16 protein-coding genes and 1 pseudogene are annotated in these 25,729 nt (G+C 72.9%); 3 read left to right on the plus strand and 14 right to left on the minus strand.

What is annotated here, in order from left to right:
* Positions 1 to 299 precede the first annotated feature (299 nt).
* The 7 genes from ACGF4C_RS14605 to ACGF4C_RS14635 form a co-directional block, all read right to left on the minus strand.
* The gene (locus tag ACGF4C_RS14605) at positions 300 to 1,784 is read right to left on the minus strand and encodes a glutamate synthase subunit beta (protein WP_393566324.1); all 1,485 of its coding nucleotides are present in this window, start codon (positions 1,782 to 1,784) and stop codon (positions 300 to 302) included.
* Between the two features lie 826 nt (positions 1,785 to 2,610).
* Complete coding sequence (locus ACGF4C_RS14610; protein WP_393566325.1) at positions 2,611 to 4,299, minus strand: CocE/NonD family hydrolase; 1,689 nt, start codon at positions 4,297 to 4,299, stop codon at positions 2,611 to 2,613.
* 112 nt (positions 4,300 to 4,411) lie between these two features.
* On the minus strand, positions 4,412 to 5,503 hold the full coding sequence (locus tag ACGF4C_RS14615) for a hypothetical protein (protein WP_393566327.1): 1,092 nt from the start codon (positions 5,501 to 5,503) through the stop codon (positions 4,412 to 4,414).
* Between the two features lie 72 nt (positions 5,504 to 5,575).
* Entirely contained in the window at positions 5,576 to 6,454 is an 879-nt protein-coding gene (locus tag ACGF4C_RS14620) for a glutathione S-transferase C-terminal domain-containing protein (RefSeq protein WP_393566328.1), read from the minus strand.
* Between the two features lie 432 nt (positions 6,455 to 6,886).
* On the minus strand, positions 6,887 to 9,193 hold the full coding sequence (gene bglX, locus ACGF4C_RS14625; protein ID WP_393566330.1) for a beta-glucosidase BglX: 2,307 nt from the start codon (positions 9,191 to 9,193) through the stop codon (positions 6,887 to 6,889).
* A gap of 159 nt (positions 9,194 to 9,352) precedes the next feature.
* Positions 9,353 to 10,264 (minus strand): hypothetical protein, encoded by a 912-nt coding sequence (locus ACGF4C_RS14630; protein WP_393566332.1) that lies wholly within the window; start codon positions 10,262 to 10,264, stop codon positions 9,353 to 9,355.
* A gap of 113 nt (positions 10,265 to 10,377) precedes the next feature.
* The gene (locus tag ACGF4C_RS14635; RefSeq protein ID WP_393566335.1) at positions 10,378 to 10,851 is read right to left on the minus strand and encodes a MarR family transcriptional regulator; all 474 of its coding nucleotides are present in this window, start codon (positions 10,849 to 10,851) and stop codon (positions 10,378 to 10,380) included.
* Between the two features lie 174 nt (positions 10,852 to 11,025).
* Here ACGF4C_RS14635 and ACGF4C_RS14640 point away from each other — a divergent pair, with 174 nt between their 5' ends.
* The gene (locus tag ACGF4C_RS14640) at positions 11,026 to 13,119 is read left to right on the plus strand and encodes a serine/threonine-protein kinase (RefSeq protein WP_393566337.1); all 2,094 of its coding nucleotides are present in this window, start codon (positions 11,026 to 11,028) and stop codon (positions 13,117 to 13,119) included.
* Positions 13,120 to 13,466: 347 nt separating this feature from the next.
* Positions 13,467 to 14,117, plus strand: a pseudogene (locus ACGF4C_RS14645) (type II CAAX prenyl endopeptidase Rce1 family protein); the annotation flags it as partial.
* 107 nt (positions 14,118 to 14,224) lie between these two features.
* On the opposite strand, the gene ACGF4C_RS14650 reads toward ACGF4C_RS14645, so the two are convergent.
* From ACGF4C_RS14650 to ACGF4C_RS14680, 7 genes are all read right to left on the minus strand, one after another.
* Positions 14,225 to 14,956 carry a Fic family protein gene (locus ACGF4C_RS14650; protein ID WP_393566339.1) on the minus strand — a complete coding sequence of 244 codons (732 nt, stop codon included), beginning with the start codon at positions 14,954 to 14,956 and terminating at the stop codon, positions 14,225 to 14,227.
* Complete coding sequence (locus ACGF4C_RS14655) at positions 14,931 to 15,545, minus strand: hypothetical protein (RefSeq protein ID WP_393566341.1); 615 nt, start codon at positions 15,543 to 15,545, stop codon at positions 14,931 to 14,933. The genes ACGF4C_RS14650 and ACGF4C_RS14655 overlap by 26 nt, the downstream gene beginning before the upstream one ends.
* Positions 15,546 to 15,724: 179 nt before the next feature.
* Positions 15,725 to 16,525, minus strand: coding sequence for a class I SAM-dependent methyltransferase (locus tag ACGF4C_RS14660; RefSeq protein WP_393566343.1), 801 nt, complete (start codon positions 16,523 to 16,525; stop codon positions 15,725 to 15,727).
* Positions 16,522 to 17,790 (minus strand): MFS transporter, encoded by a 1,269-nt coding sequence (locus ACGF4C_RS14665; protein WP_393566345.1) that lies wholly within the window; start codon positions 17,788 to 17,790, stop codon positions 16,522 to 16,524. Before ACGF4C_RS14665 ends, ACGF4C_RS14660 begins: the two co-directional genes overlap by 4 nt.
* A gap of 9 nt (positions 17,791 to 17,799) precedes the next feature.
* Positions 17,800 to 22,278, minus strand: coding sequence for an aminotransferase class I/II-fold pyridoxal phosphate-dependent enzyme (locus tag ACGF4C_RS14670; protein WP_393566346.1), 4,479 nt, complete (start codon positions 22,276 to 22,278; stop codon positions 17,800 to 17,802).
* A gap of 162 nt (positions 22,279 to 22,440) precedes the next feature.
* Positions 22,441 to 23,964 carry a long-chain fatty acid--CoA ligase gene (locus ACGF4C_RS14675; protein WP_393566348.1) on the minus strand — a complete coding sequence of 508 codons (1,524 nt, stop codon included), beginning with the start codon at positions 23,962 to 23,964 and terminating at the stop codon, positions 22,441 to 22,443.
* Positions 23,965 to 24,112: 148 nt separating this feature from the next.
* Positions 24,113 to 24,451 carry a hypothetical protein gene (locus ACGF4C_RS14680; protein WP_393566349.1) on the minus strand — a complete coding sequence of 113 codons (339 nt, stop codon included), beginning with the start codon at positions 24,449 to 24,451 and terminating at the stop codon, positions 24,113 to 24,115.
* A 180-nt stretch (positions 24,452 to 24,631) separates the two neighbouring features.
* On the opposite strand from ACGF4C_RS14680, the gene ACGF4C_RS14685 reads away from it, so the two are divergent.
* On the plus strand, positions 24,632 to 25,711 hold the full coding sequence (locus ACGF4C_RS14685; RefSeq protein WP_393566350.1) for a S1 family peptidase: 1,080 nt from the start codon (positions 24,632 to 24,634) through the stop codon (positions 25,709 to 25,711).
* The last annotated feature ends 18 nt before the right edge of the window (positions 25,712 to 25,729 follow it).

Below are 25,729 nucleotides of genomic sequence, written 5' to 3' on the forward strand. Positions count from 1 at the left end.
CGGGAGGGGACGGGCCGGAGGGGCCGGTGTTTGGGACGTAAAGCGTCAGCAGTCCCAAACACCGGCCCCGCAGGCCCGTCACCGCACCCACCACAAACCCAGCCCGCCGCAGGCGCAACGGCGAGACCACCCGCGGCGGAACAGACAGCCACGTGCGGGGCGCCGCAAAGCGCAACGGCGAGCAACCACCGCGGCGGAACAGACAGCTACGTGCGGGGCGCCGCAAAGCGTTCAACGGCGAACAACAACCGCGGCGGGACGGCCAGGTACGTGGGAGGAAAGCCAAGCGCAGCGGAACGTCAAGCGACGAGGGGCCGGTCATGTGCCGTGACCGGGGCGGGCAGTGTCGTGGTGCCGGTCAGGTAGCGGTCCGTGGCGGCCGCGGCCGCTCGGCCCTCCGCGATGGCCCAGACGACGAGGGACTGTCCGCGTCCCGCGTCGCCCGCGACGAACACGCCGTCGGCGCCCTCGGCGCCCTCGGCGGCGAAGGCGCCGTCCCGGGCGAAGTTGCCGCGGTCGTCGAGCGCGAGCCCGTACTGCGTCCGCAGGCCGCTGTCCCGTTCCGGGCCGGAGAAGCCGAGGGCGAGCAGGACCAGTTCCGCCGGCAGTACCCGTTCGCTGCCCGGCAGCGGTCGGCGGGCCTGTGGTTCGACCTCGGTGAGGTGCAGCGCACACACCCGGCCCGCCGGGTCCGCCTCGAAGGCCAGGGTCGCGGAGGAGAACAGCCGCGGATCGGTGCCCTCCCGGCCCCGGGCCTCCTCATGGGCGTGCGAGATCCGGTAGACCTTCGGGTACGTCGGCCAGGGGTGAGCCTCCGTCCGTTCGCGGCCCGGCTCCGGGTTGATGTCCAGCTGCACCACGGTCGACGCGCCCTGGCGCAGTGCGGTGCCCAGGCAGTCCGAGCCGGTGTCCCCGCCGCCGACGATCACCACGTGTCGGCCCTCGGCGGTGACCGGCGGTGTGGCGTAGTCGCCCTCCACCACGCGGTTGGCGAAGGTCAGATAGTCCATGGCCTGGTGGATACCGGCCAACTCGCGGCCGGGCACCGGGAGTTCCCGCCGCTCACCGGCGCCGACGGCGATGATGACCGCATCGTGCCGCCTCCGGAGTTCACGGGCGTCCAGCGCGCCCCCGACGTCGGCGCCGGTGCGGAACTTGGTGCCCTCCGCCATCATTTGCTCGATCCGGCGGTCGATGTGGTGCTTCTCCATCTTGAACGAGGGGATGCCGTACCGCAGCAGTCCGCCGAGGCGGTCGGCGCGTTCGTAGACGACGACGGTGTGGCCGGTGCGGGTGAGCTGCTGTGCCGCGGCCAGCCCGGCGGGGCCGGAGCCGATGACCGCGACGGTCTTCCCGCTGAGCCGGTGCGGCGGGTGCGGGGGTGCGTAACCGCGCTCCCAGATCTCGTCGGCGATGGCCTGCTCGACGTTCTTGATCGTCACCGGATCGGCGTTGAGGGCCAGTACGCAGGCTTCCTCGCAGGGCGCCGGGCACAGCCGCCCGGTGAACTCGGGGAAGTTGTTCGTGGCGTGCAGCCGCTCCGCGGCGGCCCGCCAGTCGCCGCGCGAGGCGTACGCGTTCCACTCGGGGATGAGGTTTCCCAGCGGGCAGCCGTTGTGGCAGAACGGTATGCCGCAGTCCATGCAGCGCCCGGCCTGCTCGGACACGAGAGGGAGCAGCGCCTGGCCCGCGTAGACCTCGTGCCAGTCGTTCAGCCGCTCCTCGACGGGTCGCGGCGGGACGGGCCGCCGCGGTGTCCTGAGGAATCCGTAAGGGTCGGTCATGCGCCGCCTCCATCGCACTTGCGGCGTTCCGGCCAGCCTACGCCTGACGGGTGCCGCTTTCATCGGACGGCGGGCGGCGGACGGCGGGCGCGGGGCCCGGGGCACTCCCTCCTGGCTCCCTCCTGCCTTCCTTCATCGCTCCCTCCTGGCTCCCTCTTGCTCCCTCCTCACTCACTCCTGCCGGTCCGTGGGTGTCCGGGCCGGGTAGCGGCTTGGCGCGTCCCCGTAGGGCATGGACGTGTCCCCTCCGGGCGGCGATCACCCAGTGTCTGTAGCGCGTAAAGGCGCAGGCGAAGGGCCCGAGCCGCCCCGAAAGGGCCCGGGCCACCCTGTGCCCGTCTCGGGGACGTGAGGGGATCCGCAGCCCGCGCCGGGCCGCCGGGGAGGGCGGCAGCCGGTTCGCGCTGGCCCGTCTGGCCGTGCCGGTCCCGAGCGCGGTGGCGCCGTCCTCTACGGCGGCGCCCGCGGCGAGGCCGAGGCGCTTGTCCGGCGCCTCGGCCCGCTGCGCCCTATGAGGTCCGCCGGTGCGCCGCGGGGGAAGCACTGCGGCGGCGGCCGGCCGGGGCGGGGACCGGGGCCGGCGGGAGGGAGCCGCTCCGCGGTCGGTCCCCGGGGCGGGGCGCGGTGTCACCGGACGGCAGGCCGAAAGGACCCGGGAGACAGACGGCCGGCCGGTCCGGTGACGGCCCGCAGCAACCCTTGCACCCTGCAATTCTTGATGCCACGCACCACGCGCGCCCGGATCAGGGTTGCCCCCAACAGCCGCAGTACGCGGCGCGGGCCGTCGTCCGCCGTCCCGGTGCTGCCCGTACTGCGGCGGGTCCGGTCAGCGCAAGGGCAGGGTCAGCTCGGCCGGATCGGCCGTGGTGGAGCCGAAGGACACGCTGCTTCCCCGTGGCGTACGGCCGGCGTACATCGGGTCCTTGGTGTCCAGGACCAGCGCCAGCCGGTGCCCGGCGGGCAGGTCGTAGGCGGTGGTGAAGAGGGAGAGGTCGAGCGGGAAGGCGCGGCCCGGCTTCTTGCCGGACCAGCTCTGCGGGGCGTGCGAGATGAGCTTGCCCACGCCCAGCGCGTTGACGTCGTAGAGGTAGCCGAACGCGGTGCCGTCCGGTGCGGCGGCGGTGACCTGGGTGTGCACCCGTGCGGCGCCGCGGAGGTGTTGGGCCGAGGTGTAGGGCGCCGACTGCCAGACGGCGGCCGAACTGCGGGGCAGCAGTGGGAGGATGACGGTCGGGGGCAGGGCGGCGACCTGGTCGAGCGCCCCGGCGAGGAGGGCGACGCCGCCGTCCGCGCCGGAGTCCGTGCCGCCGACGACGGACTTCCGCCAGCCGGGTGCGGCCGCCGGGCCGCCGAGTGCGCCGGTCTCCAGCGGGCCCGGGCTGCCCAGGCGGAGGTGGGCGGTGCGGGAGCTGATGGCGCGCCAGTCCGGGTAGTTCTCGTGGTTGCCGTTCGGCCGGACCTCCAGGTCCACCGACTGCCGCGGGCCGTGGTCGCCGCCGGTGCCCTTGAGGTGCTGGTCGAGCCAGTGGCGGGCGCTCTTCCAGGTCGGGTTGTCCAGGCCCAGCAGGCTCGTCAGCTCCTGGGTGGCGTGGTCGCCGGGGCGGAGTTCGAGCCGCTTGGGGCCGGTCAGCCGCTGGTAGAAGCCGGTCAGCTGGCTGGGGTTGAAGAAGCTGTCGCCCCAGGCGTGGGCGAGGAAGACGGCCGTGCCGTGGGCATTGATGCGGTTCACGTAGGTGGCGGGGGATCTGGTGTCCGCCCAGCGGACCACCTTGGGCATGTCCCGGCCGGCGAAGAGATCGGCCAGCATCCGGCCGTATTCGGGGCTGCGGCGGCCGGTGGGCGCCTGGATGGCGGCGAGGAGGGCGGCGGCCTGGAGGTGTCGGGTGCCGCCGCTGTACAGGGAGTTGGTGAGGTCGCCCCAGCCGCTCATGGCGGCGACCGCCTTGATCCGGGGGTCGAACGCGGCGCCCAGGAGGGTGATTCCGCCGCCCAGGGAGAGCCCGACCATGCCGATGCGCTGCCGGTCGGCCGGGGTGTGGGCGAGGGCCCAGTCGATGACCGAGGAGATGTCGGAGACGTCCTTGGGTCCGGCGACGTCGACCTGTCCGCCGGAGTGCCAGAAGCCGCGCACGGTGTAGGTGACGGCGATGTAGCCGGCGGCGGCAAGTTGCTTGCCCTGGGCGACGTACTCCAGGTCGTTCTGCCCCCAGCTGGCCGGCTGTACGACGAGGGGGTAGTGGCCCTTCCGGTCGGCGCCGGGGGTGCCGGGGGCGGGGGTGAACACATCGGCCTTGAGGACGGTGCCGTCCTTCATGGGGATGTCGGCGAGCCGGAACGAGGGGTGGCCGAGCTGCGCGGTGGCGGTGGCAGCGGGTCGGTGGGCGGGCGCCGGCGCGGCCGAGGCGGGAGCGGTGGTGAGGCCGGCACCGACGCCAAGTGCCGTGATGAGTAAGGCAGTTGTCGCTCGGTGCCGGTGGCCGTGGGGCCTGCGGTGGGTACGGCGGGATCGCGCCATCGATGCTCCATCGGAAATTCTGACCGCCGTGCCACGGTGACACCCATCCGGTTGCGGTGGTGGTGAGCGTACGGGCGCATGATCGGCCCCGGGAGGCCATGATCAGCCAAACTTACTCACTGGTAACCGGGCGGCGGTCGACCGGGGTGAGCGGGGTGCGGATGGTCACTTCCCTGCGGCGGGTCCCGGACCAGGGGGCCGGGACCGCCTCGATGTCGCGGGCCAGGCGGTAGGCGAGCGCTTCGTAGTTGACCCGCCAGCCGCGGAAGTGCGGCCATGCCTCCTCGGGGGTGCGCTCCATGGGGTAGCCCTGGGCCGCCATCCGCTCGACGCCCCGAAGGAAGTCCTCGTAGCTCAGCTGCAACGCGTCGTCGGGGTGCGGGTCCTGGTCGTAGGCGATGCCCTCGATGGTGGCGATCTCGCGCAGGCAGACGAAGCCGGCGCGCAGCGCCATCCGCACCTCGGCCTGCGGCTGGGAGGGGTTGAAGGACAGCCGCAGGGCCGCGGCGTCCATCACGGCCAGCAGGGCGATCAGCCAGTTGCGGGTCACCTTCGGGGAACGGAAGTGGATCAGGACGGGGTACGTCGTGTGGCTCTCGCTCACGTCCGCGCTCCACCGCTCCCAGGTGCGGAACAGCTCGGTGAGGTTGTCCAGCAGCTCCACCTGCGCGTAGCGGGCCAGGATCTCCGGTCCCCAGGCCGGGCTTCCGGCGCGCGCCTGCAGCAGCGTCACCTCGGTCTCCCGGCGTTGGTAGGCGCCGTAGAGGGCGGGCAGATAGCCGATCTGGAGGCCGATCACGATCGGGCCCGTGACGGCGGCGCAGAAGTCGATGGCGTTCAGCGTCGCGCGGTCACCGCTGGCGAAACCGAGCGTGAAGAGCGAGGAACCGGACTCGGTCAGCGCTTCCTTGACGCCGAGCCGGCTCACCGCCGCCTCCAGCAGGGCGTACCCGATCAGGAAGCAGCCCAGCCAGGTGATCAGGGTGACGACGATGGCCAGGGGTGCCATCGGGGCGAGGACCCGGTCCTTGGCCTCGGCGCTCGGCAGGCGGTCGGCCAGCAGCCGGAACGGCCGGTGGACCAGCCGCTGGACGATCCGGCCGAGGCCGGACGGCGTCGGCCGGGGGATCACCAGCGAGTGCAGCACCGAGGAGAACCCCCCGAGCACGATGACCGCACCGGCGATCCCCAGCAGTAGACGCACCGTCGTCCGCTCCTTCCCGGCCACCGGCCGCTTCGACGAAGGAAGCGTACGTGGGGGGTCCGGGCGGCGTCGTCAACCCGTCGGTTGAGTCGGACGCGAGGGAGAGGGCACGGGAACGTGCGCCGCCCAGTCCACGATCTGCACCGCCGCCCCGGCGGCCTCCTGCCCCCGGCAGCGCGCGTGGTGCCGGCGGGCGATGCCGTCCAGGTCCAGGTGGGAGCCGATGGCGGGCAGCGCGGCCAGCCGCCGGGCGTACGCCCACAGCCGCCGGTACCCGGCGATCCGGTGCACCGCCGTGGCGTCCAGATGCCAACGGTGGACGGTGTCGAGCTGGACCAGCGAGACCCACACATGGACGTCGGCGAGGGTGAGTTCCCCGTCGCGTACGTGGTCCCGGCCGGCCAGGCGCCGCTCCAGTCCGTCCAGTGCCCGGAACAGGCTCTCCAGCGCGTCCTGGTGGCCGGAACTGCCAATGCCGAGCCGGCCGGCGCGCTGTGCGGCCTCGTGGAGTTCGTGCTCGCAGAGCCGGGCGACCTCCTCGATGTCGTCGCGGGCGTGGGCCGGGTACAGCCCGGGGCCCTCGCCGCTGAACCGCCCGGCCAGGTCCCGCAGGATGTCCGGCGCGTGCGCGCTGACGATGCGGCCGGTCCAGCCGTCGCTGAGGACCGGGGCGGCCGCCGGTCCGGGGTGCTGGTGGGAACTGGCCTCGTACAGGGGGCGCAGGGCGGCGTATTCGCCTTCCGGGCCGTCGGGGACGGCCGGCAGCAGCGTCACCGGGAGGGTCTCGCCGAGGCCGAGCAAGCCGTGCGTGACGGCGATTCTCAGGGACTGCGGACAGGACCGCGTCAGATGCAGGCGGTAGCGGTGCGGCACGGGGTAGTGGCCGCTGCGGGCGTCACCGCCGATCCTGCCGCGGAGGGAGGGGACGACGGTCTGGGACGGGGTGGACATACGACTCCCTGGGATCCGGGGTGCTCTGAAGTGGCGGGGGGCGCGGAAGTGTGCAGGACCCGCGCGGCGGCAGGGCAGCACTGCACAGACAGGCGCAGCCCGGGCGGCTGCCGGCCGGCTCGGCGGGCCGTTGCCCGGCGGTCTACCGGCTTCGGGGAAGCGAACTCGCCGCGCTGCAGACGCGCAGCAGATCGATGTGGCGGCGCGACGTCAGAAGGGGGAGCGGCTGGATCGCGCCGTGCGCGCGAGCGATGCCCAGCCCTGCCTGCCCCATGATTTCCCACCTGTTCGCCAGGGTTCTTGCCCCTGAGTGTCGAGGCGCGGCCGGAGCCGCGTCAAGAGCCTGTCCACGGCCGTGGTGGCGCATGCGTCCGGGCCGGAAAACACCGCGGACCACCGGTGCCTCGCGCACCGGCGGCCGCGGTCCTGGCGTCACGTCAGGAGGAACCCCGTCCTCAGGGTGGCCTGGGAGCTGTTGCCCGCGTAGAGCTCGAACTCCCCTGGTTCGACGCGGAATTCGCCACGCGGGTCGTTGGTGTGGAAGCCCAGTTCCTGGCGTCCGAGGGTGAATCGGACCGTCCGCCGCTCCCCCGGCCTCAGGTGGACGCGGGAGAAGCCGACCAGTCTGCGGACCGGCTGGACGACGCTGGCGACCTTGTCGCGGAGGTAGAGCTGGACGACCTCGTCGCCGGCGCGGGTGCCGGTGTTCTCGACCCGTACGGCGGCCCGGACCGTCGCCCCGTCGTCGGCGACGCCCCTCGCCGGCAGGACCTCGGCCGACAGCTCCAGGCCGGAGCAGGCGAACGTGGTGTAGCTGAGGCCGTGGCCGAAGGGGTAGAGCGGGGTGTGCGGGAGGTCGAGGTACTTCGAGGTGTATTTGTTGTCCGGGTCGAAGGGGCGGCCGGTGTTCTCGTGTGCGTAGTACAGCGGCAGTTGACCGACCGAGCGGGGGAAGGTGACCGGTAGCTTGCCGCCGGGGTTGACCTTGCCGAAGAGGAGGTCGGCGACGGCGTGGCCGCCCTCGATGCCGGGGTGCCAGCCCTGGAGGACCGCGTCGGCGCGGTCGGCGACGCCGGTGAGGACGAGCGGACGGCCCGAGAGGACCACGACGATCAGGGGCTTGCCCGTGGCGGCCAGCTTCGCCACGAGCTGCGCCTGGACGCCGGGCAGGGTGATGTCGCTGCGGGCGGCCGCCTCGCCGCTCTGTGCGGCCTTCTCCCCCACCACGGCGACCACGGCGTCGGCGGCCCGGGCCGCGGCCACCGCCTCGTCGAAGGCACCGGTGTCGTCGCCCTCCACCGCGCATCCGCGGGCGAAGCGCACGGTGGCGGAGGGAGCGGCCTGCTTGATGCCGTCCAGGACGGACACCGCGGGGAACAGGGCGGCGCCGATGCTCGCCCAGGTGCCGTGCAGTTCCTTGGTGTCGTCGCCGAGCGGGCCGATGACGGCGATCGAGCCGGTGCGGGTGGAGAGCGGCAGGGTGTGCTTCTCGTTGCGCAGCAGGACCATGGAGCGGGCGGCCGCGGTCCGGGCCGCCGCGCGGGCCGCGGCGCTCGGTGCGGTGATCTCCGCGGCCTCGTCGGCGTAGGGCCGGTCGAAGAGGCCGGCGCGGAACTTGACGCGCAGCACCCGGGCGACCGCGTCGTCCAGCCGCTCGCGGCTGATCCTCCCTTGGGCGAGCAGCTTCTTGCCGTGCTCGGCGTACGTCGTCGAGACCATCTCCATGTCGACGCCGGCGCCCAGGGCGAGCCGGGCGGCGTCGGCGCCGTCCGCGGCGATGCCGTGCGCGACGAGTTCCTGGACGCCGGTGTAGTCGCCGACGACGAAGCCGTCGAAGCCGAACTCCTCGTGCAGGATGTCGGTCAGTGTGTGCCGGTTGGCGTGTGCGGGGACGCCGGCCACGGTGTTGAAGGACGCCATGACGGTGGCGACGCCGGCGTCCACGGCGGCCTTGAAGGGCGGCAGGCAGACGTCGCGCAGCCGCCGCTCGGAGAGGTCGGCGGTGTTGTAGTCGCGGCCGCCCTCGGGGAAGCCGTAGCCGACGAAGTGCTTGGCGCAGGCGGCGAGCCGGTCCCCGGCGGCGTAGTCCGTGCCCTGGTAGCCGCGGACCTTGGCGGCGGTCAGCTTCGCGGTCAGGTACGGGTCCTCGCCGCTGCCCTCGGCCACCCGTCCCCAGCGCGGCTCCCGGCTGACGTCCGCCATGGGCGCGAACGTCCAGTGGATGCCCTGCGAGGCGGCCTCGCGGGCGCTGGTCTCGGCGTCGGCGGTGACCACGCCGGGGTCGAAGCTGCTGCCCTGGGCGAGGGGTATCGGGAAGGTGGTGAGGTAGCCGTGGATGACGTCCTGGCCGAAGATCAGCGGGATGCCCAGCCGTGACTTCTCCACGGCCGCGCGCTGGAGGTCGTTGCACTTCTTGGCGCCGGTGAGGTTGAGCACCGAGCCCAGCAGGCCCTTGGCGGCGAGTTCGGCGCACTCCTTGTTCTGGCCGTCGCCCGGGCCGGTGTCGGCGTGCCAGGTCAGCTGCTGGAGCTGGCCGAACTTCTCCTCGACCGTCATCTTGGCCAGCAGTGCCCGCACTTGGCGTTCGGTCTTCGGGTCGCGGGGCGGCCGTGCCACGGTACGGGGTGCCGCGGCGGCGGACGACGGGAGAGTGCGGCCCGCGCCGGTCCCCACGAGGACCGCGGCCCCGGCGGATGCCTTGAAGATGTGACGACGGCTGATCGATCCGGAACCGGACACCGGCGACTCCTCACTGCGTGGGCACGCCGCCGACATGCACCGGCGTGGCGACTCAACGCGCTGATGGCGTACGGCAGTTAAGCGAGGCACCGGCACGGGGTCAATGGGTTGAACATGAAGCGCGGGCCGTGGGGGGCCACTGATTCATGAGATGTACGGTCACGGGGTGGGCAGCAGGGTGCTCAGCGGCCGGGCGGCCGCCTGGGCGGCGGGCCGGGAGACGTACAGGGCCGTGTGGAAGTGGCCGAGGGCTTCCTTGCCCGACGGATCGTCACCGGCCGCCGTCACCGCGGCGACGGCGTACCTCTGCTCGTCGGCGTCGGTGAACCGGCGTTGCGGATAGGTCCGGGTGCCGTCCTTCTCGGTGGTCAGCCCGAGCCGGGCCAGGCCGTCGGCGATCGGCCGGTAGGAGCCGGTGCGGAGGACGAAGGCCGCCACCCACGGCAGGTCCCGGCCGCCCTCCCGCGCCGCGTCCTTCGCCAGCAGCGAGTGGAAGGTACGGGCGGACAGGAAGCTCGCGCCGCCGGTCACCGTGATCAGCCGCAGGCCGCCGAGGGCCCGGCGCAGCGCGGGGCTCGGTTCGGTGGTTTCGAGGTTCTCGGCGAACGCGTCGTCCAGCAGGCCGACCGCGCGGCCGTACCCGATGGCCGGTGCGGCGATGTCGATGCCGACGACGGGCACCGCGTCGGGGCGGCGGCGCGCGGCGTAGAACTGCCGGTCCTGCTCGATGAGTTCGGCGGTGCTCAGGCCGGCGGCCGCGGCCGAGGTGTAGTGGGCCGCGAGCTCCGCCAGGGTCACGTCGTGGTTGAGCAGGGCGGCGTTGATGCCGTACGAGCAGCAGAGGTCCAGGACGGTCGCGGGCCGCCGGCCGGCGGCGCGGTCCTCCGGGGCGGCGGCGACGGCGGCGCTCAGGAGACGGCGGAAGACGCCCTGGGCGTGCTGCGGTGTCCGGTAGTCCAGCGCGCCCAGCACCCGGAAGTACGCGCGCGGGTCCGGCTGGTCGTAGAGGTCGTCGAAACGGGTCATCCGTGCGGGCGAACCGGAACCGCCGTCGTGCGGGGCAGGGGCCATCGGACTGTCTCCTCGCGCCGGGAATCAGGGGCGTCGGCGGCGCCGGCCGCGCACCGCCCTCCTGCGGTGGGCCGTGGGCGGTGGGCGGTCGGCGGCGCCGGAGAGCACAACGATCAGGGGAGATCTCCGTTGCCGCCCAGATTGGCGACCATGCGGCGCAGGACGTTGATGGTGGTCACGAAGTCGGCGGTGTCGATGCCCTCATGCGTCCGCCGATGGACCCGCAGGTTGCGCTCGTGTGCGCGCTGCCGTCCGGCCTCGCCCGCCTCGGTCAGCGTCATGCCGTCGGCGTCCTCGGTCAGCCACCCCCGGGCGGTCAGGTCGTCGTACACGGCGTCGAAGTCGGTGCCGAGGTCGTCGTACGGTCGCAGCCGCTCGGTCAGCGCGGCGCGGGTCCAGGTACCGGGGGCCCCGGCCGCGTGGTTGAGCGTCCACCAGTGCGGCTGTGTGAGGTCCTCCACCGCCAGCTGCGCGCGCAGGCCGCCGACCACCCGGCGGTAGGCCTCTCCGGTCCATGCGCCGATGGGCTGGGCGGCCAGTTCCTCCTCCGGGTAGTCCTTGAGTGTCACGGTGCCCTTGCCGTCCATGGTTCCTGAGTCCCTTCTCCGGGTTCCTGCACCCCTTCGTGATCAACAACGCACCCACCGTAGAACCTCAACTCGACTTGAGGTCAAGGTGGGCAGGCGGTTTCGGCTTCCTCAACTCCCCTCGGCATGGCAGTGTTTGACCGGTGCTATGGCAGGGGGACCAGGGGGCACGGCATGACCGGTATCGGAATCAGGCCGCTCGGCGACGACCCACAGCGGCTCGGTGCCTACCGGCTGCTGGGGCGGCTCGGTGCGGGCGGCATGGGGCGGATCTATCTGGGGCGGTCCACGGCCGACGGATCGCTGGTCGCCGTCAAGACGCTGCTCGCCGAGGGCGCGGTCAGCGACACCGACCGACGGCGGTTCGCCCGCGAGGTGGCGCTGGCCCGGCGGATCGAGAGCCCCCATACGGCGCGGGTGCTCGACGCCGACCCGGACGCCGAGCAGCCGTGGATGGCGATCGAGTACATCCCTGCGCCCTCGCTGTCCGAACTCGTCCGCACCGCGGGGCGGCTGCCCGGTACGGCCGTGCGCTGGATCGCCGCGGGAACGGCACAGGCCCTGGTCACCCTGCACGACGAGGGGATCGTGCACCGGGACGTCAAACCGCAGAACATCCTGCTGCCGCTGTCCGGACCCCGCCTCATCGACTTCGGCATCTCACACGCCTACGACCTCACCCGCACCTCGCTGACCCTGGGCACCATCGCCTTCACCTCGCCCGAGCAGGCGCGCGCCGAGCCCTCCACCGCGGCCAGTGACGTCTACTCGCTCGGCGCCACCCTCTTCCATCTCGCCGTCGGCCGCCCGCCGTACCCGGAGACCGGCGACATGATCCGGCTGCTGGCCGTCGTCCAGCGCGGCGACCTCGATCTCACCGGGCTGCCCAAGGAACTGGGCTCGCTGATCCGCCCGTGTCTGGCCATCGATCCGGACGAGCGTCCGCGGCCCGCCGACGTCCTGCGGGAGTTCCAGGAAGGGCTGGAACGGGTACCGACCTCGCGCCGCGCCGAACGCTGGCTGCCGCCGCGGTGGACCGCGCTGATCCAGGAGTACGAGGCGCAGGGGCGCGCCCTGCGTGCGGACGGCGGTGCGGAGGACCGCACCCTCGACGCACGGACGCGCGAGGTGCCGCCGCCCGGGCCCACCCGCGTCTACACCGAGCAGCGGGAGCGGGAGCGCGCCGGCACGCCGAAGTCCGCACCGAAGCCGAAGCCCAAGCCCACGCCCACGCCGAAACCGGCACAGCAGAAGCCCAGGCCGACGCCCCAACCCAAGCCCAAGCCCGTACAGGCGAAGCCCAAGCCCGCCTCGACACCGACGCCCAAGCCGGCGCCCAAGCCGGCCGCGAAACCGGCGGCGAAACCGGCGGCGAAGGCGACGCCGAAGCCCGCGCCGAAGCCCGCGCCGAAGCCGGCGACCCCCTCCGGCGGCAGCTCCTCGGGCAGCAGTTCCTCGTCCGGCGGGTGCGGCTGGCTGGTGCTCGTCCTCATCGCGTTCACGGTGTTCGTCTGGCAGCCGTGGAAGGCCGCCGACACCGCCGGTTCGTCGTCCGGTGCGTCCAGCAGCGCCTCGGGGAGCTCGTCGAGCGGGACGTACACCAGCGGCGGGAGCTCACTCGGATCCGGGCTGACGAGCGGGACGTCGAGCGGCTCGTCGAGCAGTTCCTCGGGGAGTTCGTCGGGGAGCTCTTCGGGAAGTTCGTCGAGCGGGACGTCCGGCGGGACCTCCACCAGCGGCGGGAGCGGAGGCGTGCCCACAGCCGTCGCCACGACCCGCACGCCCGGTCCTGTCGACCAGGCCTTCGCGGCCGTGCGGGCCGGTGACTGCCTGGACGCCTATCAGGACGGCTACGGGAGTTGGAGCCGTACGGTGCCGTCGCGGGTCGACTGCGGTGCGGCCAACGCGTATCTGCGGGTGGCCCGCGTCACCAGCTCCGGGAGCTGCCCGTCCGGCGGCGGGCGCGGCGGCTGGTGGCACTCCGCCGAGGACTACTCCACGGTCAACCTGTGTGTGGAGCGGCAGTTCCGCAACGGCCAGTGCTTCCTCGCCAAGGCCAGCGGCAACCGGCCCGGCGGCGCCAACCTCCTGACCCTGTGGAACTGCAACGCCGACAAGGTGCCCCGGGCGTTCAACTACATCATGCAGATCACCGCGGTCCTGTCGGCCTCGGCGGGCACCGACGCGTGCCCCGCCGATCCCGGCCACTACCGCTACTCCTGGAACGTCTACGACGGCCGGACGATGATCTGCGCCAAGGTCGCCTGAGCCGCCGCCACCCGCCCCGGCCGCCGCCCCCTTGTGAGGGCTCCTGCGGACGGCTTACGACCGCCGCACCACGGGTGACCGCCGAGGGATGTAGCTCCCGCCGGCGCCGGGTCGTCCCGCAGAAGGGTTTCCCCGGGCGTGCGAGGGATGCCCGCCCGGGTGCCGCTTCACCGCCGGGGACGCGGGCATCCGTACGTCCCGGGACACCCGCCGGGCAGGAAGGGAGCGCGAGGGCGATGGCCGGTACTTCGGTGGAGACGAAGAGCAGCGGAAGTGGGACCGCGGGGGCACGCCCGGCGGTGTCGGGGTGGGGCGCGTGGGGGCGGGCGCTGCTGGGCGGTGCGGTGATGGCGGCCGCGCTGGGGGCGGGCAATGCGCTGGGGGAACGGCTGGCGCGGTCGCTCGGCGCGGACGGCTGGGCGCGGCAGTTGCTGCCCGCGGTGCTGGTGAGCGTGCTGGCGGTGGGCGGCGTACGGGCGTTGCGGTCGGCCGGGCGGTGGGCGGGGTGCCGCCGGCTGGGGGCCGGGCCGCCGGCCGCGGCGGTGCGGGCCTTCCTGGGCGGGCTGGCCGTCACGGTGTCGTGTGCCGGCCTGGTGCTCGGGGCGGGCACGGCGGCCGGGTGGGTGCGGTGGTCCGGGCTCGACCCGGCGGCGCTGGGGGCGTTCCTGACGGGCAATGCGCTGGTGGCGGTGCTGCTGGAGGCCCTGCCGGAGGAGACGACGCTGCGCGGGCAGGCCTGGGCGGCGTTGCGGGACCGGTTCGGCGGGGTGGTGTCGGCGCTGGGGACGACGGTGGTCTTCCTGCTGGTGCCGGCCGCGTCCACGGTGGTGCAGGCCGGTACGGCCCGGGTGGTGGGCGGGCATCCGCCGGCGGTGGGCCCGACGCCGGCCGGCCAGGACCCGTGGGCGTATCTGGTGCTGCTCACGGTGTTCGGGCTGACGCTGGTGGCCGCCCGGACCGTTCCCGGCCGCGCGCCGCTGTGGGTGGCGATCGGTACGCATCTGGCGTTCCTGAGCGTCAACCGGGTGGTGTTCGAGGGGCGGGAGCGCGCGGCGGGCTGGTCGGCGAGCGTCGCCCCGGCGCATGCCGCGGTCCTGGAGCTGGGTTATCTGGTGCTCACGGCGGCGGTCTTCGTGGGGACGCGGTGGCTGTCCGGCCGGATGCGGGGGCGGGCCGCGCGGCGCTCGGTCGCCCGGACCAGGATCCCCACCAGTACGGCGAGGTCGGCGGCGCCGTCGGGGTCGTCGGCGTAGCGGGTGGTCTGGAGGGGACCCACCTCGTCGAGGACGACGCCTTCGCGGGCCAGGACGAAGGTGAGGGCGAGCAGCGCGGCCCGGCCGTTCCCGTCCGGGAAGGGGTGATGGAAGGCCACGTCGAGGAAGGTCCGGGCGGCGCGGGCGGGCAGCGGGACGCCCGCCTCGTCGCCCTCGCGCAGGCAGCGGGCGAAGTCCGCGCGGGTGTGCGGGGTCAGCGGGTAGCGTTCGCGGCCGTGCTTCGCGTAGGCGGCGCCGGTCCGGAACGGTGCGTCGGGGGTGCCGAGGACCAGGCGCTGCCAGCCGGCCAGCAGGCCGAAGGTGAGCGGGGCGCGGCGCGCCGCGTCCGCGCGGACCAGCGCGTGGGCGGACCGCAGCCGCCCGGCGCGGACCGGGTCGCGGCGGCGGACCGGGCCTTCGCACCAGGCGGTGAAGCCGTCCGTGGCCGGCACGACCGGGCCGGTGGCCTCGTACGCGCCGGTGTGCGCCCAGTCGACCCGTGCCCTGGCCCGGTGCCAGGCGGCGGTCGCGTCGGTGGCCGCGGTGGGCGGCTGCGCGTCAGTGGCGGGAGTGCCGGCGGTCATGGAAGTCCTCCAGGTGGGCGTGTTCCCGGTGGTCGCGGTAGGGCGGCCGGCCGGTCAGTCCGACGGCCAGGTCCTCGCCGACCGCATCGATCAGCGACGGGCCGGGCGCTGCCCAGCTCCTGAACCGCCCGCCGATGGCGGTCTCCACCGCCGCACCCGCGGCCGCCTGGTCCATCCCGGTCGAGGTCAGGAACCACTCCAGCGCGAGCGCGCACTGGCCGTACCAGCCGCTCTCCGCGCCGGTGCGGTCCAGTACCCGGGTCACCAGCCGCACCGCCGCCCGCTCCAGGTGCCAGCTGCGCTCCTCCGGGGTCGCACCCGGGGGCGGCGCCAACTGCTCGAAGCGGGCGGCGAGTTCCGCCAGCCAGGCTCGCCACTCCTGGAGGGCGGCGACGGCCCGGGCGGCGGTCTCGTCGGGGGTGGTCACCGAGACGGGGCCGCAGCACCAGCTGCCGACCACTCCCCCGGCCGGGCCGACGGTCCAGTTCCACTCCCGGGCCCAGAGTCCGTAGCGCTCCAGGAAGATCCGGTGGATATGGCGCTCGCACCAGCGCTCGCCCTGCCACCACCCGTCCATCCCGGACAGCACGGGCGGGACGTACTCCTTGATCAGGGCGGTGACGGTGGCCTCTTCGGCCGCGTCGAAGGTGAACGGGTGGCGCTGCGGGTCGAGTTCGGCCCAGGTCAGCGGGCGCGGCGGGGAATACGGCTCGGGCGGTTCGGCGGACGTGGCGGGCTCCAGGGGCCGGGAACAGGACAGTTGACCGATTATGCCCGGTCGTTCCGCATGCCCGCCTCCGCTTTTCCGTGCTTCGCGAGGGTGCGGGCGCGGAGCAGCACCATGCCGGTGTCGCCGTAGTCGGGGCGGGTCGGGTCGGGGTCCACGTGCGTGAGGACGAGTTCGTCGGTGCGGGGGCCGAAGACCTCGCGGAGGACGGTGGCGTCGACCGGGCAGCCGGGCCATTCGGGGGCGGTGCCGATGCGGTAGGTCGGCATGTTCTCCATGAAGGAGGCGACGAGGTGGCCGCCCGGGCGCACCGTGGCGAGGTAGGTGTGGCAGAGCTGCGCGAATTCCTCGAAGTCCTCGGTGATGCTCTCGGCCACGAAGTTCATCGACGCCAGTTCGTAGGTGCCGGCCGGCAGGGTCCGGACGTCGTCGTGCAGTACGCGGACGCGGGCCAGGGCCTCGGTGGCGGTCGGGGGCAGTGCGGGGTCCAGTTCGCGGCAGAAGGCGTAGAAGGCCTGCCAGCTCTCGTCGGGGCCGTGGCGGAGCTGGCCGGTCAGGTAGGCGACGTTGGCCGCGCTGCGCTCGACCGCGTCCACCTGCCGGCTGGCGGCGCCGGCCAGCATCAGCGGGTAGAGGTTGGGGCCCGCGCCGAATTCCAGGGAGCGGGCGATGCTGCCCGGCGCGAACCGGCGGTAGAAGGCGGAGTGGTGCCGGATGACGGCCGCGTCGCAGGGGTGGATCTCGCGGTAGTTCTCCGCGAGGTAGTCCTGGACCGGCCAGTGGTCCCAGTCGGCGTCGTCGTTGCGGACCGGACCCGGCGGGTGTTCGGCGGGCTCCTTCATGTGCCCTCTTTCGCGGTGCGGGGCGCACTGCCCCGGTCCACCGAGCGTACGCCCGGTACGTAGAGGAAGACCAAGGTGACGACGGCTCCGAGGACGCCGGCGCCGATGAGGGTCGCCCGGACGCCGGCGGCGGCCGCGACCGGCGCGGCCAGGGCGTAGGACAGCGGCAGCAGGGAGATCGACACGAACCATTCGACGCTGGAGACCCGGCCGAGCAGGGCGCCGGGTACGAGCCGCTGCTTCGCGGTGGCCCAGGCGACCAGGCCGGCGGTCTCGAAGCCGTTGACGGCGGCGCAGGCGACCGCCAGCTGCCAGGAGTGGGTGGCCAGGCCGTACCCGGCGACGGCGAGCGTGGCCAGCGTCCAGGAGACGTACACGAAGGTGATGAACCTGCTCGGTACCCCGGTCTGGCCGACGGCCAGGGCGACCAGCACGGACGCCAGTCCGCCGCTGGTGAGCACCACGCCCAGGTCCGCGGCGGAGCCGTGCAGCCCGTTCTTGACCAGGTAGGGCAGCAGCACCTCGGCCGGGCCGAGGAAGAGCAGGTAGGCGAAGGTGGCGGAGACGAAGGTGGCCCAGAGCCAGCTGTTGGCCCGGACGTACGCCAGTCCGCTGAGCAGGTCGGCCCAGAGCGAGCCGCGGGCGCCGGCCGGTGGCGGCTTGGGGCGGATGCACAGCAGACAGCCGACGGACACGGCGAAGGTGAGCGCGTCGAACGCGAACGCCCCGCCGGTGCCGATGCCGGCGACCAGGATGCCGCCCAGCGCGGTACCGCCGATCTGGACGGCGGCCGGGCGGACGAACTGGTCGAGGGCGTTGGCCTGGACGAGTTCGGACTTCAGGACGAGGGTCGGCACGACGGCGTCGTACGCCGGGGGGAAGAAGCCGGCGGCGCCGCCGTACACCATGACCACGACGATCAGCTGCCACAGCTCCAGGGCGTCGCCGAGGGCCAGGACGGCCAGTGTGAGCAGGCAGACGAAGCGGACGAGGTCACTGATCAGCATGGTGCGCCGGCGGTCGAAGCGGTCGCTGACCACGCCGCCGAGCAGCACCAGGGCGACCTGCGGGACGGCCCGTGCCACGCCGACCGCGGACATCGCGCCGGGCGAGCCGGACAGTGTGTAGACCTGCCAGGCCAGGGCGACGAGCAGTACCCCGTCGCCCACCAGTGAGATGCTCATCCCGATCCACAGGACCCGGAAGTCGCGGTGGGCGAGCGGGGTGAGCAGCCGTACCCGGCGGGCCCGGCCCGCATCCTCCATGACGCGCATTCAGGTCCTCTGCCGGAGTGCGAACCGCTCGGCCAGGGCGGAGATCGTCTCGTTGAGCCGGCCGATGTCGTCGTCGGTGTTCGCGGCGGTGACCTGGATGCGGATGCCCACCCGGTTGCGCGGGACGAGGGGGTACGCCGCCAGCGTCACGTAGATGCCGCGGTCCCACATGAACCGGCCGACGTCGTCCAGGTCGGAGTCGCGGGCGAGCGGGAGCTCGATGATGGGCAGTCCGCTTTCGTTGGGGGTCTCGATGCCCAGCAGGTAGAGGTGGTCCAGGATGCGGGCGGTCTTGCGGTGCAGGGCGGCGCGGACGGTGTCCCCGCGCCGGTCGTTGACGTCGAGGCCGGCGAGTGCGGTGGCCAGCGACGCCGTGGGGGACGGCCCGGAGTACAGGTACGGCGCGGCGGCGACCTTGAGGTGGTTCTTCAGCCACGTCGGCAGGGCCAGGAACGCCAGCAGCGAGGAGTACGCCTTGGAGAAGCCGCCGACCAGGACGATGCCGTCGTAGGTCTCGTCGAGGTGCCGCACGATGCAGTTGCCCCGGCTGCCGTACGGGGAGGTCTCGTCGGTGCCGCGCTCGCCGATGACGCCGAACCCGTGCGCGTCGTCGATGTAGAGCAGGGCGTCCCGCTGCCGGCAGATGCCCGCGAGCAGGGGCAGGTCGGGGAGGTTTCCGGTCATGCTGTCGACGCCGTCCAGGCACACCAGGCGGGAGGCTCCGCGCGGCGCCGAGCGCAGCAGGACCTCCAGTTCGTCCGGCCGGTCGGCGTGGAAGCGCTGCACCGTGGCGCCCTGGCCCCGGGCCACCAGGCACCCGTCGTAGACCGTGCGGTGCGCGCGGGCCTCGACGAAGATGTGTCCCTCGCCGCCCAGTACCGGTATCACGGAGGCGTGGATGAGGGTGATGGTCGGGAGCAGCAGGCTGTCCGGGGCGTGGAGCAGCGCGGTGAGCCGCTCCTCGATGTCGGGGTAGAGCCGGGGGTTGCCGATCAGCCGTGACCAGCTGGGGTGGGTGCCCCAGCGCCGGACCTGCGGTTCGATGGCGGCCATGATCTCGGGGTCGAGGTCGAAGCCCAGGTAGTTGCAGGAGGCGAAGTCGATGAGCCAGTGGTCGCCGCTGCGCAGGTGCCGGCCGTCCACCTCGTCGATGACCGCGTCGCACATGGGGTTGGTCTGCCGCAGGCGGTCGAGCTCGCCCCACCGCGGATCGCGTCGTGCTCCGCCGGTTGTCCTCAGTGCCTTGTGCACGTGTTCCTCCTCCGCCCCGGACCGGCGGGTACCGGTGCGCTGTGGGTCTGAGGGTGCGGTGGTCCGGCGGGATACCGGGCTGGTCGCCGCGCTGCCGGCCAGGGACGGGGCCCGGCTCTCGACCGTGCTCCGCAGCAGCTGTTCCGCCTGGTCCACCGTCATCGGGCGGGCGAACAGATAGCCCTGCCCGTACCGGCACCCCATGGCCAGGAGCCGGTCCCGTTGCACGTCCTCTTCGATGCCTTCGGCGATGACCTGCAGACCCAGGGTGTCGGCGATGCGCACAATACCCTCGACCAGGGCGACTTGTTGGGTGTCGACACCGATGTCGTCGATGAACGATTTGTCGACCTTCAGCAGGTCGATGGGGAATTCCCGGAGATAGCTGAGCGACGAGAAGCCGGTGCCGAAGTCGTCGATCGCCATGCGCACGCCGAGATCCTTGAGCGCCCCCATCACCGCGCGGATCTGCTCGTCGGAGTGCATCAGGACGGTCTCGGTCAGCTCCAGTACGAGGGAGCCGTGGGCCACTCCGGTGGCGCCGAGGACGGCACGGACCTCGTCGAGGAAGCCGGGGTCGCGGAACTGCCGGGCGGAGACGTTCACGTTGATGTGCAGCGGGTCCGGCCGGGGCAGCTCGCGCTGCCAGCGGGCGAGGTTGGCGGTGGCCTGCTGGAGCACCCAGGCGCCGAGCGGCATGATGTGCCCGGTCTCCTCGGCGAGCGCGATGAACTGATGGGGCGTCACCGCGCCGCGCCGGGCGTGCGGCCAGCGGGCCAGCGCCTCGAAGCCGGCGAGCGCGCCGGTTTCGATCTCCACGATGGGCTGGTAACGGACGTCGAACGCCTCCGCGTCCAGCGCGCCCTCCAGCCGGGACCGGAGTTCGTGCCGTTCGAGCATGCCGGTGTGCAGCCCCGCCTGGTACCGGCGCCACTGCCGCTTGCCGGCCGTTTTCGCCGCGTACAGGGCCAGGTCGGCGTGGCCGAGCAGTTCCTCGGCGTCGGCACTGTCCCGGGCGGTGGCGATGCCCACGCTGGCGGAGGTGCTGACCATCTGCGCGGAGAGCCGGAAGGGCTGGTTGAGGTTCTGTACGACCTGTTCGCCGAGCGCTTCGGCGTCGGCGGGCTCGCGCACGCCTTCCATGAGCACCCCGAACTCGTCGCCGCCCAGGCGTGCCGCGGTGTCGCTGGCCCGCAGCGTTCCGGTCAGCCGTCGCGCCACCGCGATCAGCAGTTCGTCGCCGACGGAGTGGCCGCTGGTGTCGTTGACGACCTTGAAGTCGTCGAGGTCGATGAAGAGGACGCAGGGGACGGTGCCGTCGCGGCGGCCGCGCAGCAGGGCGCGCTCGATCCGCTCCAGGAGGAGCAGCCGGTTGGGCAGGCCGGTGAGCGCGTCGTGGAAGGCGCGGTGGGTGAGTTCGCGTTCGAGTTTGCGCTGCTCGGTCACGTCCCGGAGGGTCAGGACCAGGCCGTGGACGGTCTGGTCGTGCCGCAGGTTGCTGCACCGGGCCTCGACGTCGATGCGTGCGCCGCCGCGGCGCAGGACCTGCCAGTCGTCGCGGCTGTCCTGACAGTCGTCCTCGCGCATCCGGGCCAGGGCGCGCAGGGCGCGTTCACCGTCCTGCTCGGCCATGAGCTCGGTGAGGCGCACTCCGTTGAGCGGGGTGCGGCCGAACATGCCCTCCGCGGACGGGCTGGCATAGCGGATGGCGTTGTCGTCGTCGAGGATGAGGATGACGTCCGAGGTGTTGTGCACCAGGGTGCGGAAGTACGCCTCGCTGTTGCGCCGGTTGATCTCCTGGCCGAGCGCGACGCGTTCCATCGCCAGGGCCGCCTGCGCGGCGAGGGTCTCGAAGGAGCCCCACCGTTCGGCCAGGCTCTTCTCGGTGCCGGCGACGATCAGGGCGCCGATCAGGGAGTCCCCGGCGGGGCCGTTGCTGACGGCCAGGGGGCAGAGCAGGGCGCTGGGCAGGGGGGCGAGTTCCGCGGCGGCCTGCGTGCCGAGGTCGGCGACGCGCACGATCTGTGTCTCGCGGGCCAGGAGCCGGGGGCGCCAGGCGTCGGCCGACTCGTCCTGCCAGTCGACGGTCCAGGTGTGCGGCCGGGTGGCGGTGGGCACGGTGTGCAGCCGCGTCTCACCGGGGCCGAGGGTCAGCAGGGCGACCTCGTGGCCCACCCCGGGGCCGAAGAGCGGTCCGGCCGCCCGGCGGATCGAGTGGGCGATCTCCTCGACGCCGGACGTGGACACCAGCGCGGCGGCCGCCACCCGCAGGCCGCGTTCCCGGGTCACGGCCATCAGGTGCACCACGACCAGTCCCGACAACCGGGCGAACACGAGCAGGAAGAGCACGGCCGAGAACACCGCGATCACGGGCACGTCGTGCAGGTCGCCACGGACGGCCTCCTGGACGAGCAGCACCGGCGCGATGAGCGACGCCAGCGCGAGCACGACGAGCCGCCGGGGGTGGATGCCCGCCTGGCGTACGGGCATGCGCTCGGTCAGTTCCACCATCGACGGGTGCAGTGCGGCCAGCCCCCAGGCGGTGAAGAAGACCACCCAGCCCAGGTCTATCGGCGTGCCCACCTGCCAGACCCCTTTGAGCTGGAGGAGCCCGTACAGGACGTCGGAGAAGAGGATGCCGAAGGTGCCGAGGGTGAGGAACTGGACGGCCCGGGTCCGCGCGGAGCCGGGTGTCAGCAGCCGGGCCAGCATCGCCAGCATCAGCACGTCGCCGAGGGGATAGGCGATCGAGATGGTCCGCTGCACCCACGTCATGTCGGGAGCCGTGGTGTACGGGTTGATCAGGTAGTCCCAGGAGAGCAGGGCCAGGCCGGAGGTGAGGATCATCGCGTCCAGCAGGCTCGCCACGTCGCGGCCGGTCCGGCGGTAGCGGATGAAGCCCAGCAGCCCGCCGGCGAACAGGGGGTAGGTCGCCAGGTAGAAGACGTCGGCGAGGGAGGGGAACGGGTTGTCCTGGTGCAGAAAGGTGTTGAGCACGTTGTACGTGGTGTCACCGGCGCCGAAGGCCACGTTCGCGGCGGCGAGCACCAGCCAGGGCCAGGCGTGGGCCGGCCGGTGCATGCGGATCCCGGCGATGATGGCCCAGACGCTGCCGAGGACGATGGCGGCCCAGGTGACGGTGTGTGCGGCAGGCACCGTCAGGTAGACCACGGTGGGCGGGATCACGCAGATGACATACGCGGTCATCAGGCGGTGTATGCGGCTCAAGGCGAACCGCCTCCTCCCGTGACCGGACGGACACCAACCGCCTGCGGGATCAACCTAGACGCTTTTTGATACTATGTCCGCTTTTCTGTATATGCATGACGGCATGCGTCATTGGCATATGCCAAAGGCATGGACAGGGAGACGCTGGCGCTGGTGGTCACGTCACCGGGCGCGCAACTCCTTCTTGAGGATCTTGCCGGTGGGCCCCTTGGGCAGCGCGTCGACGAGCCGGATCTCCCGGGGGTACTTGTACGCGGCAAGCTGTTGCCGGCAGTGGGCGGTGAGTTCCTCGGGCGTGGTGTGGGTGCCGCGGCGCAGCGCGACGACGGCGACGACCTCCTCGCCGAGCCGGTCGTCGGGGCGGCCGATGACCGCGGCCTCGGCGACGCCCGGATGGGCGTAGAGGACCTCTTCGACCTCGCGCGGGTAGACGTTGTAGCCGCCGCGGATGATCAGGTCCTTCTTGCGGTCGACGACGAAGAAGTAGCCGTCGTCGTCCTGGTAGCCGAGGTCCCCGGTGTGCAGCCAGCCGTCGCGCAGCGCCTCGGCGGTCTCCTCGGGACGCCGGAAGTAGCCCTTCATGACGTTGTGGCCGCGGATCAGGATCTCGCCCACGTGGTCGGGGCCGGGCGGCAGCGCGACGCCGGTGTCGTCGGCGATCCGCACCTCCACGCCCCAGATCGGCTTGCCGATGGAGAGCACCTTGCGCTGCTCGACACTGATGTTGAAGGTGGCGGTGCTGGCCGTCTCGGACAGGCCGTAGCCCTCCAGGACCGCCACGCCGGGGAACTTCTCCTCGAAGGCCCGGATGGTCTCGCCCGGCATCGGCGCGCCGCCGCAGGCCCCGACGCGCAGCGCTGACAGGTCCCGGTGGGAGGTGTCGGCCTGGAGGAGGGCCGTGTACATGGTGGGGACTCCGGCGAAGATCGTGCAGCGGTGCCGTTCGAGCGCGTCGAGGACCGCACCGGTCTCGAAGCGCGGGACCAGGGCGAGCGTCCCGCCGTACCGCACGGCCAGGTTGAGGACGCCGGAGAGGCCGAAGACGTGGAACAGCGGCAGCACCGCGAGGGCGACGTCGTCGGGGCGGCAGCCGAACACCTCGCCGGTGACGGTGCAGTTCATGTAGAGCTGGAAGTGGGTGAGCTCGGCGCCCTTGGGGCGGCCGGTGGTGCCGCTGGTGTAGAGCAGGACGGCGGTGTCGTCGGCGTCGGCCGGCGCGATCTCACCGGTGTCGTCGGCGGTGGTCAGCTCGTCGTAGGGCCGGGTGCCGGCGATCGGCCGCGCGCTGCCGGGCCCCGGAACGACGTACACCGGTACGCCGCCGGCGAGTTCGGCGCCCTTGACCGCCTCGTCGGCGAAGCCCTCGTGGGTCAGGAGCAGCCGGGCCCCGGAGTCGGTGAGGTGGTAGGCGATCTCGGGGGTCCTGAGCAGGGGGTTGAGCGGGACCATGACCAGGCCGGCCTTGAGGATGCCGAAGTAGGCGAACAGGAACTCCGGCACGTTGGGCAGGTGGACGGCGACCACGTCACCGCGTCGCAGGCCCAGCGCGCGCAGGGTCGCGGCGATCCGGCCGGAGGTCTCGTCGGCCCCGGCGTAGGTGGTGGTCCGCGAGCCGTGGTGGCACAGGGGTTTGTCCGGGTGGTTCCGGCGGGATTCACGAAGAGCGATGGCGAGGTTGAAGCTCATTCGGGCTCCTGGCGGGGTGCGGCCCGACTCCACGTGATGTGCGTCGGTGCGTGCCGAGCATAGGCATCGGCTGAGCAATGCTCAACGGGGCGAATGGGTTTGATTTCGCCGGGGGTTGGCGGCCGCTCCGGGGGCGGGCGCGGGTCACTTACGCGCCTGGTGGGCGGAGCCGGACCGGGGCCCGTTGGCGGTCAGGAAGCGGTCGCGGAAGGCGTCCATCCGCCGGACCGGCGTCCTGGGCCCGGGCCGCAGGCCGGGCTGCCGGCCCCAGCGATCGCCACCGGTACGTCCCGGCGAGCACCGCGACGGTCCGCCGCGGCCTCGGCGGCAGCAGGAGCGGCAGCGCCGCCCCGGCGGTCCCCTCCACCGGGATCCGGACGAACGCGCCGGGCGGCAGGCGGATCAGGTCGTCCGGCAGGACGAGCGCGCCGAACACGAGCACGGCGGCGAGGACGGAGGTGACGGCCCCGCGGCGCGGTCCGTTCACCCGTCCGTACAGGTGATTCCTGGAGAAGTGTGGGCGGCCGGGGGTGGTGCACGGGCAGGGAGAGTAGACACCCCGCGCGCCTCGCCCGGCCCTTCGGCCCGCCTGTGGCGCCAGTAGCCCTTGAGGCGTGCGCATGACGGAGACCCGCTGCTGGCCCGCTCCCCAGCGAGAGGTTTTGTGTTGAAGCATCCGCGCGTACCCACGCCTCGTTCCGTCCTCGCCGGCGTCGGTGTGGTGACCCTGGCCATCGCTCCCCTGCTCGCCCTGCAGAGCGCCCAGGCGCACACCGCCCGGGCCCCCGGCCCCCCGTCGGCCATCGCCGCCGCCGAACGGGCGGTGGCCATCAGCTCCTCGCTCGGCGCGGCCGGGGCCGGTTCCTACTACGACCCCGACAACCACAAGCTGGTGGTGAACGTGACCACCGAGGAGGCGGCCGGCAAGGCCCGGGCGGCCGGCGCCGAGGCGAGGATCGTCAAGCACTCCCTGGCATCGCTGGACGCGGCCCGGGCGACCCTCAAGGAGCACGCCTCGATCCCCGGGACCTCCTGGGCCATGGACCCGAAGATCAACAAAGTGGTCGTCACCGCCGACCGCACCGTCCGGGGGGAGGATCTGGAACGGCTCAAGGCGGTCGCCGGCTCGCTCGGCGACCGGGCGGTGATCCAGCTGTCGCCGGACACCATCGAGCCGCTGATCGCCGGCGGGGACGCCATCTGGGGCCCCGACGCGCGCTGTTCGCTCGGCTTCAACGTCACCAAGGGCGGGCAGCCGTACTTCCTGACGGCCGGCCACTGCACGCACGCGGTGCCGCTCTGGTCCGCCACCCAGCAAGGCCCCCCGATCGCGATGTCGGAGGCGGGGAGCTTCCCCGGTGACGACTTCGGGATCGCGCGGTACACCGCCGCGGACATGGCGCACCCGAGCGAGGTGAACCTCTACAGCGGCGGGGCGCAGCACATCGCCCGGGCCGCCGACCCGATCGTGGGCCAGAAGGTGCGGCGCAGCGGCAGCACGAGCCATGTGCACGACGGGGAGGTCACCGCGGTCAACGTGACGGCCAACTACCAGGAGGGGACCGTCGAGGGGCTGATCCAGACCTCGGTCTGTGCGGAGTCCGGGGACAGCGGCGGTCCGCTCTTCGAGGGGGACACCGCGCTCGGGCTGACCTCCGGCGGCCGCGGCAGCTGTGCCGCGGGCGGGGTGAGCCTCTACCAGCCGGTGACCGAGGCCCTGGCGAAGACCGGGGCACGGATCGGCTGACGCGGCCTCGTCCCGGCG

Origin of the sequence: Streptomyces sp. NPDC048197 (genome assembly GCF_043202395.1) — a bacterium.
GTDB classification, from domain to species: Bacteria; Actinomycetota; Actinomycetes; order Streptomycetales; family Streptomycetaceae; genus Streptomyces; species Streptomyces siderophoricus.

What these genes read in the sequence shown, in the direction of transcription:
- ACGF4C_RS14605 (WP_393566324.1), bottom strand. Translation starts at nt 1,784, where the DNA reads ATGACCGACCCTTACGGATTCCTCAGGACACCGCGGCGGCCCGTCCCG.
- ACGF4C_RS14610 (WP_393566325.1), bottom strand. Translation starts at nt 4,299, where the DNA reads ATGGCGCGATCCCGCCGTACCCACCGCAGGCCCCACGGCCACCGGCAC.
- ACGF4C_RS14620 (WP_393566328.1), bottom strand. Translation starts at nt 6,454, where the DNA reads ATGTCCACCCCGTCCCAGACCGTCGTCCCCTCCCTCCGCGGCAGGATC.
- ACGF4C_RS14630 (WP_393566332.1), bottom strand. Translation starts at nt 10,264, where the DNA reads ATGGCCCCTGCCCCGCACGACGGCGGTTCCGGTTCGCCCGCACGGATG.
- ACGF4C_RS14635 (WP_393566335.1), bottom strand. Translation starts at nt 10,851, where the DNA reads ATGGACGGCAAGGGCACCGTGACACTCAAGGACTACCCGGAGGAGGAA.
- ACGF4C_RS14640 (WP_393566337.1), top strand. Translation starts at nt 11,026, where the DNA reads ATGACCGGTATCGGAATCAGGCCGCTCGGCGACGACCCACAGCGGCTC.
- ACGF4C_RS14650 (WP_393566339.1), bottom strand. Translation starts at nt 14,956, where the DNA reads ATGACCGCCGGCACTCCCGCCACTGACGCGCAGCCGCCCACCGCGGCC.
- ACGF4C_RS14660 (WP_393566343.1), bottom strand. Translation starts at nt 16,525, where the DNA reads ATGAAGGAGCCCGCCGAACACCCGCCGGGTCCGGTCCGCAACGACGAC.
- ACGF4C_RS14665 (WP_393566345.1), bottom strand. Translation starts at nt 17,790, where the DNA reads ATGGAGGATGCGGGCCGGGCCCGCCGGGTACGGCTGCTCACCCCGCTC.
- ACGF4C_RS14675 (WP_393566348.1), bottom strand. Translation starts at nt 23,964, where the DNA reads ATGAGCTTCAACCTCGCCATCGCTCTTCGTGAATCCCGCCGGAACCAC.